The sequence below is a fragment of the Cerasicoccus frondis genome, from assembly GCA_031296915.1.
Classification (GTDB): domain Bacteria; phylum Verrucomicrobiota; class Verrucomicrobiia; order Opitutales; family Cerasicoccaceae; genus Cerasicoccus; species Cerasicoccus frondis.
The window spans coordinates 1-7200 of the sequence record JAVDPC010000060.1 but is presented as its reverse complement, the minus strand read 5'-3'; the positions used below and the strand labels follow the sequence as shown (position 1 = coordinate 7200).

General features: G+C 50.1%; 6 protein-coding genes. 4 read left to right on the top strand and 2 right to left on the bottom strand.

The genetic code is table 11. From position 1 onward, the window contains the following. Positions 1-544 precede the first annotated feature (544 nt). Entirely contained in the window at positions 545-1300 is a 756-nt protein-coding gene (locus RBB63_RS23485; RefSeq protein ID WP_309387869.1) for a hypothetical protein, read from the bottom strand. Continuing rightward, a complete protein-coding gene (locus RBB63_RS23480) occupies positions 1300-2190 on the bottom strand; it encodes a HipA domain-containing protein (protein WP_309387868.1) in 891 nt (296 codons plus the stop codon). Before RBB63_RS23480 ends, RBB63_RS23485 begins: the two co-directional genes overlap by 1 nt. 133 nt (positions 2191-2323) lie before the next feature. Here RBB63_RS23480 and RBB63_RS23475 point away from each other — a divergent pair, with 133 nt between their 5' ends. From RBB63_RS23475 to RBB63_RS23460, 4 genes are all read left to right on the top strand, one after another. Further along, a complete protein-coding gene (locus tag RBB63_RS23475; protein ID WP_425503948.1) occupies positions 2324-4318 on the top strand; it encodes a type I restriction-modification system subunit M in 1995 nt (664 codons plus the stop codon). Beyond that, on the top strand, positions 4312-5739 hold the full coding sequence (locus tag RBB63_RS23470; RefSeq protein ID WP_309387865.1) for a restriction endonuclease subunit S: 1428 nt from the start codon (positions 4312-4314) through the stop codon (positions 5737-5739). The genes RBB63_RS23475 and RBB63_RS23470 overlap by 7 nt, the downstream gene beginning before the upstream one ends. 76 nt (positions 5740-5815) lie before the next feature. Then, positions 5816-5968, top strand: a complete 153-nt coding sequence (locus RBB63_RS23465) for a hypothetical protein (RefSeq protein WP_309387863.1) — start codon at positions 5816-5818, stop codon at positions 5966-5968. 51 nt (positions 5969-6019) lie between these two features. Further along, positions 6020-6943: a DUF5050 domain-containing protein gene (locus tag RBB63_RS23460; RefSeq protein ID WP_309387861.1), complete on the top strand. Its 924-nt coding sequence runs from the start codon at positions 6020-6022 to the stop codon at positions 6941-6943. Positions 6944-7200 lie beyond the last annotated feature (257 nt).

Sequence of the window (7200 nt, the reverse complement as noted above, 5' to 3'; positions counted from 1 at the left end):
AACCCAAAAACTTATCCCTCCACCCCAGAAAACTGCGCATTCGCTTCGTGCTCTCTGTGTCCTTCGTGGTTAAATCCCACGCCCGCTGGCCCTCCGCCGAAAAAGCCTAATGCTGTGTTTTGCAAAAGCCTACTGGGTTGTTTTCAAAAAGCCTTATGCTATGTTGTCGAAAAGCCTTATGCTATGTTACTCCAACAACCGAGCGGCTGTTGCCTCAACACAGCACCGGTTGTTGTCCCAACATAGCCTCGGTTGTCTTGCTCACACAGCATAAGGCTTTTGTGTGAGGCGCCGGGCGGTCAACTCCCCTCAAAAATGCGGGCGCAAATGGGCCGCTTAGGAACCGGCCAATTAGCCTAATGGCTGGGTAACCAATTCAATCACTTTGAGGTAGCGCCCGATATCCCTATCGGGCAGTTTCATCCTGATGGCTGAAAGGGCAACGTTGTGCCCGTTAAGGATAACGGACGCCCCACTGGAAACCATCACCCTCAACCCCATCGACACCGCCCTCTGGGGCGAGAACGCGGAGTCGTTGAATTGATCACGATACGCCTTGAAGATCAGCAATAACGTGAAAATCTTCATTACTAAGTGGCTGATAACATTTCGGCCACTTTCCACGTAACTCAATTAAGATACGGTTTCGAATTGGAGCATTCGGATTCACCTTAATAACAGTGGCGCAGATTTCTCGATTATCCTCATTTACGATATCAATTAGATCGCGTACGAGGTACCGTGGCGTCCATCCGAGCATAATGTAGTCACTTGTTTGGATCTGAATGGCCAACTGTGTGGCCGGATTATTCAGCTCAACGGATACCCTGAGTGATTGGCCTTCTTCTAGTTGGGGAATTCGCTTCTGGGCAACGTCGTTAACGTGCCGCCATCCATGTAAGAAGAAACGACAGCGGAACATGCCATCTGCGTCTGGCTCAAACGCCGGAAACATCTCAAAATTATCAGTTGCTCGGGTACCGCCGGTGAGAGAAAGAATTTCAAAATCATCCGCATCTGGCGGTAGATTCAAAGATTGAATGAACTGTCCAAAGTCTTCGCGATTTCGAGGAATTAGTCGATTCTTGAATAAAGGAAACAATTCTTTGGAGCGGTAGCAGCGATGGAAATCAGGAAATGAGGCCAATGGTTCCATTTCCGCTTCACGATGCGCTCGCTCAGCACCTTTTACATAGCAAAACCTATAATCCGATTGCTCGCCACGCTCAAGACACCCAATCGGATACCATGCGCGACTTCTGCCAGTATCTTGCCAAGCTAGGTATAGTTGCTTCATCATTACAAAGCTAACAGATGTGAGCGTGAAATGCGAATTAACTCAAGCGAAAACTGCCTCGCAGTGTCACTGATCCATGCATCTGGAACTCGCTGAACAACCTCTTCAATCTGGCGCATTTCAACCTCACGGAGGCGCTGGAGAATCGGCTTAAACGGAGAACTCTCCTTGGAAAAAGCACGTTTGACCAGATCCAAAGGCGGTGGCGCTTTCTTCGGATCCAACCAGTAAATTCCTCCTTTAGCTTTCTTGCCTAGGATATATTGCTCAATGGTTCCATTTTCAAGTCGTTGATATCGAGCATCATCAGTCAACTCTCGCCCCAAACTAGAGGCGTGGTCGTAACTTGGAGCTAATTCTCGAATCATACCTCCTGCCCGCTTCGTAATCAGCATCCCCCAATTCTCATGGTGACGATCAGTATTTCCAATTAAAGCGTCTAGCACCAGATAACTGGCAAACCTTGCCAGTTGCGCCTCACCGTCCGCGCGCACTGGGAATCGACTCCGGATAGTTCGGACTATATTGGTGATATTATGCTGATCTTGCCCATATGTTTTCGTTAGATCGTACGCTTCTAAAACACCTGCCATCAGTTCATTGCCATGAATCAATACTGCGCCACGACTAGGGTCAGCAAAGGATCGAGACATGGTTCCCCTCCTGTCTGAACATGTTGCCAATTCGATTTCCGCCACTGGTATATCCAATAAACTACCAATCTGCTCAGCAACTTTCTCGGCCCAGTGCTCCCCTGTATTCTCGCGAGCGTATTTGAACAACCAGCGAATGTTATCCATGTCGCGAAACCAAAATTTCGGCTTGGAGCCCAGTTGCTCAAATGCGTCTGGAGACTCAAATTGAATCTCACTAACTGGAAAAGGTGGAAACATTTGGCGAAAGTCTTTAGTTAAAAACAGCGTTTAGCACGTTATTTTTGCAAAATCTTCAACTCAGAGCCAACACAGACAGCATTTCTTACGTTTTAGCTTTTCAAGGGCCAGCGTAATTGTGAGTTTCTTGCCGATGCAAGAGCTGCTCGAAACCATACCGGATGGAAAGATCAAAGACTTTATTGATGGCAAGTTTCGCTCGGATACCCCCGAAGAATATGTGCGCCAGAATATCGAACGACGCCTAGTCGTTGAATTGGATTACTCACCAGAACAAATCGAAATTGAGTTTCGCGTCAAATTGGGCAGCAGCTCAAAACGGGCGGATATTGTCATATTCCCTGAAGGAAAGCCCCATAATCAAGATGAGGCGTGGGTCATCATTGAGTGCAAAAAGGAAGATGTTGAACCTTCCAACAAGAAGGAAGGAGTCGAGCAGCTAAAGTCATACATGGCGGCCTGCGCGCGGGCCGAGTGGGGGATGTGGACCAATGGCCGCTACAAAGCTGTATTCCGCAAAGTTGCCACAAAAGACGGTTTCGAATGGGAGGAACCCAATGACATCGTATCCGCAAATGGTTCGGCAGACGAAGTGGATCGCCCGACACGCGATGGTTTGAAAAACGCTGTTGGCGACAACTTACTCTTTGCATTCAAAACATGCCACAATCACATCTACGTGACCGACGGCATGCAAAAACAGCCTGCGTTCTTTGAACTGCTGAAGGTCATCTTTTGTAAGATCTATGATGAGCGTAACTTCCCTCACGATCTGGAATTCTACGCCACAGCCAAAGAGAAAGGCAGCTCAGACGGGCGGTTAACCGTCGTCAACCGCATTGGTAAAATATTCGAGAAGGTGCGCAAGAAATACCCTGCTATATTTGACGCCAATGACGTCATTAAGCTTCAGCCCCGCTCGCTCGCTTGGATTGTTGGGGAACTCCAACGCTACAGCTTTCTCGATTCCAACATCGATGTGAAAGGCAAAGCCTATGAGGAGTTGGTTGGCGCCAATTTGCGGGGCGACCGCGGCGAGTTCTTCACGCCACGCAATGTGCAAGCGATGGCCGTCAAGATGCTCGACATCAGCGAAGAGGAACGCGTACTCGACCCTGCGTGCGGCACCGGTGGCTTTCTCGTAATCGCAATGAACCTCATGATTCGCAAGCTTCGCGCCAAGGCCAACGGTGGCAAAATGCTCAGTGCGAAGATGCAGGAGGCTCTGGAGAAGCGTGTTCAAGAACTGGCTGAGCAATTCTACTTCGGTTTCGATATCAACCCAGACCTCGTCAAAGCCACCAAGATGAACATGGTGATGAATAACGATGGGGCCGGTAATATCTTGCGCCAAGACAGCCTCCTTCACCCGCATCAATGGAGCTTAGAGTTCAAAAAGGAGCTGGCCAAGCGAGTAGGCGTTGAAGCACGCGATCTGAAGAGCGAGAAAGACCTTAGCCATTTCGATGTCATCGCCACCAATCCGCCTTTCGGCTCGAAGCTGCCGATTAAAGATACCGAAACTCTCGAGCAGTATCAACTGGGTCATGTTTGGCAGAAAGAAGACGGTCGCTGGATGGTTACGGAAGAACTGCAAAGCTCGCAGCCTCCGGAAATCCTTTTTATCGAACGATGTTGGCAACTACTCAAACCCGGCGGGCGTTTGGCCATCGTGTTGCCCGACGCGATTCTTGGAGCGCCAGGCTTGGAATACGTTCGCTATTGGATACTCACTCACTTTCGTTTGGTGGCGTCCATCGATTTGCATCCCGACACATTCCAGCCGCGCAATGGCACCCAAACCAGCGTGCTGGTCTTACAGCGCAAAACTGAAGCAGAACGCCAAGCCGAAGCAGTGAGCCGTAAGATCGCGAATTACGAAGTCTTCATGGCGCAGGTAAACGCATGTGGGCACGACAAGCGCGGCAACAAACTCTACAAGCGGGATCTTGATGGGAATCTACTCATGGAGCAACGCGAGGTCGAGCGCACCGAACTCTATGAGTTTGACGCTCATGGGACGGTTACCAAACGCCGTCTCGCTTCACAGCATGTTGAGGATGATGATTCACCCGCCGTTGCATTAGAATTCCTGGACTGGAAACCCAAACAATTACTCGGATGGTAGCCCAGCAACAGGAACTAGCCCCAACACCGCCCGAAGTTAAGCACAGTGTTGGCGTCTCCCTAGAAGAAGTCCTTCAAGCGGGACTTCGGATGGAGGCATCCGCATACAGCGTCGAAGGGCGCAATGCCGTGGCCGAGTTGAAAGCCTGTGGCTACCCTCTCAAGGCGCTCTACGGAGAAGGCGCGTTCTGTGATTGGGCTTATAATGCTTTTCGCTTTCCTCGCGTGTGGGTTGGCAAAGACCGAGGCATTGAGCTCTTATCTAGCTCGGACATCATTGAAACTACGCCCGAGTCAGGGAAATACCTAAGCATTAAAAAAACCAAGCGATTAGAAGAGTTAAAAGTCCAGCTTTGGGATATTCTGATTTCCTGCTCCGGCACAATCGGGAACGTAGGGCTAGCCTCGAAAGCGTTTACAAACAAAACAGTTTCACAACATGTTATTCGTGTGCGGGCGCCAAAGCCGGAGATTGCCGGATTCCTTGCTGCATTTCTTCGGGGTCGCTACGGCAGGCTCCAAATGGGACTGAGCACTTACGGATCAGTAGTCCAGCACATTGAACCACACCACCTTGAGTCTCTATTGGTTCCCGATTTTGGCGAAACGACCGTTCACGACATCGGCCATAAAATGCTCCAGGTCTACCGCTGGCGGGACGAAGCCAATCGACTACTCGCTGAGGCTGATGACTTGCTGCATGAACGCCTTAAACTGCCTCGCCTGAAGGAACCAAAGGCCAAGGGCCCAAGTATTGCCAAGACCAAGCTCAACAAGCTGAACTTCCGCTTTGAAGCCACCTACCACAGCGCACAGGCGATTGCAGCAGAACGCAACTTAGCCCGATGTGGGCATAGTTTGCTTCCTATGGCAGATAGAAGCATCGCTCGAGAAATTCGAGCCATCACCAAATTCCGAAAGCGTTTGTATGTTCCCTCTGGCGGAATTCCCATGCTGTCCAGCAAACAGCTATTTCAAATTGATCCCATTGATGTGAAACGGCTGGCTAAAGGGGCTCACGTAAAAGATCTTCCAGAAATTTCACTTGAGGAGAATATGCTCATCGTGACTCGCTCGGGTACAATCGGTCGAGTCCATATCATTCCGAAGTATATGGATACTTGGACCGCCAGCGAAGATGCAATAAGGATACTAGCGAACAACAAGGAACAAGCTGGTTACCTTTATGCATACTTAGCCTCTGACTATGGACAGCATCTGATTAAGCGCCTTTCTTACGGTTCTGTTGTCGTTCACATCGATAAAGATATGTTAGGAAACGTACTCGTACCTGTTGCCAACACTGAGGACGAAGCAGAGATTGGCAGCTTAGTGCTGAAGGCGAATACACTACGCGACCAAGCCTGGCAACTAGAGCGCGAATGCATCAGTGGTATTGAGAATAAGATTAGGCCGAATTGATCTTGGGTTAGATGTCGCCCAGCGCTTTTGCCTTGGCTACTAGGGCCTCCTGCAGCATAGCACTCGGATAATACCGATGCCCAATGCGCCAACCGGAAGCCCGCTGGGGCTCTTTGCCGTGACGATGCTGATGTTTGGCATCATGACCACGATACACGGGCTCTCGACGTTGGCGGCTTATGGGCTCGGGGCGGTGTGCTTTATGGCGCTGGCGACGGTTTATGGCTGAATCATTTAGCGGTATTGACAGGAATGTATCTTCTAATATTCAGTATTTAACATGGCAGCTAAAAGGATTGGATTCGTTGTAATAATTGCCCTTCAGCTCGTTTTTTTCAGTGGTTCTTTATCTGCAAGCCAGCTCTATTTTGCAGAGTATAACGAATTTTCAATTTACAGCGTCGACGTCGACACGGCTCAAGTGACGACTTTATACAGCGACACGGAAAGCGCGCCGATTGGTTTATACGCCGATTCCCAATATATCTATTGGGCAAACTCAGGGGACGGCTCAGTGTCGCGTGCGGACCTGGATGGCGCCAATGTTGTCGATCAATTAGTTGCTGGAATCGGCGATGCCTATGATGTGACTGCGAGCACGGAGTATGTTTATTCCTTAATCTCTTCAAAGATTTATCGCTCCGGTCTGAATGGCGACAACGCGGCGATCTTGTTTGATATGCTCGATGAAAATGTGATCCCTTACGGCATCTCCGTGTATCAGGATTACATTTATGTGACCGCGCAAGGGCTAACTGACGAAGGCTACATCTATCGTTCCGATCTGGATGGTTCGAATATCACGCAACTCATCGATCTAGGCGCGACGCAGCCATTTGGCATAACCGCAGATTCCAGTGGCCTCTACTGGACTTCATACAACACTTCAGTAACGGGCTCAGGGGAAATTTCCTATGCGAACTTTGATGGAAGCGGTGTTCTGACGCTGGTCGATGGCCTGACTCAACCCGTCGATGTCGCCATTGATGAGGACAGTCTCTACTGGAGCGACTTTACTGATGGCACAATACAGTCCGCCGACTTGAATGGGAGCAACGTGGAAACCCTGTTGGACGGCTTGAACGCCCCCGCTGGCCTGTCCTTCTCACAGGTGCCCGAGCCATCCACTTACGCAGTTTTGGTCGGCATTGCTTGTCTGGCGGTGTGCGGGGTTTCGCGCCGCACAAAGTCAATGCGGTCGTAGCCGTGATTGCCACGATGTGGTTCGCCACGGAGATGCCCCGCGGGGTTGCGGGCGGTGAGCCTTCTCGGGAGATACTGGATAGATTTCAACCTATCACTTTGAGGTAGCAACGATATCCCTAACGGGCAGTTACGTCCTGTTGGCGCCATTCGAATCTGAATGAGGTGGCGCGGATCGAGAGTGTATAGACTGGTAACATAGGTAACACTTGTGCGGGGACATGGGTTACACATTTGTTTGGATTGGTTTGAGTGTTC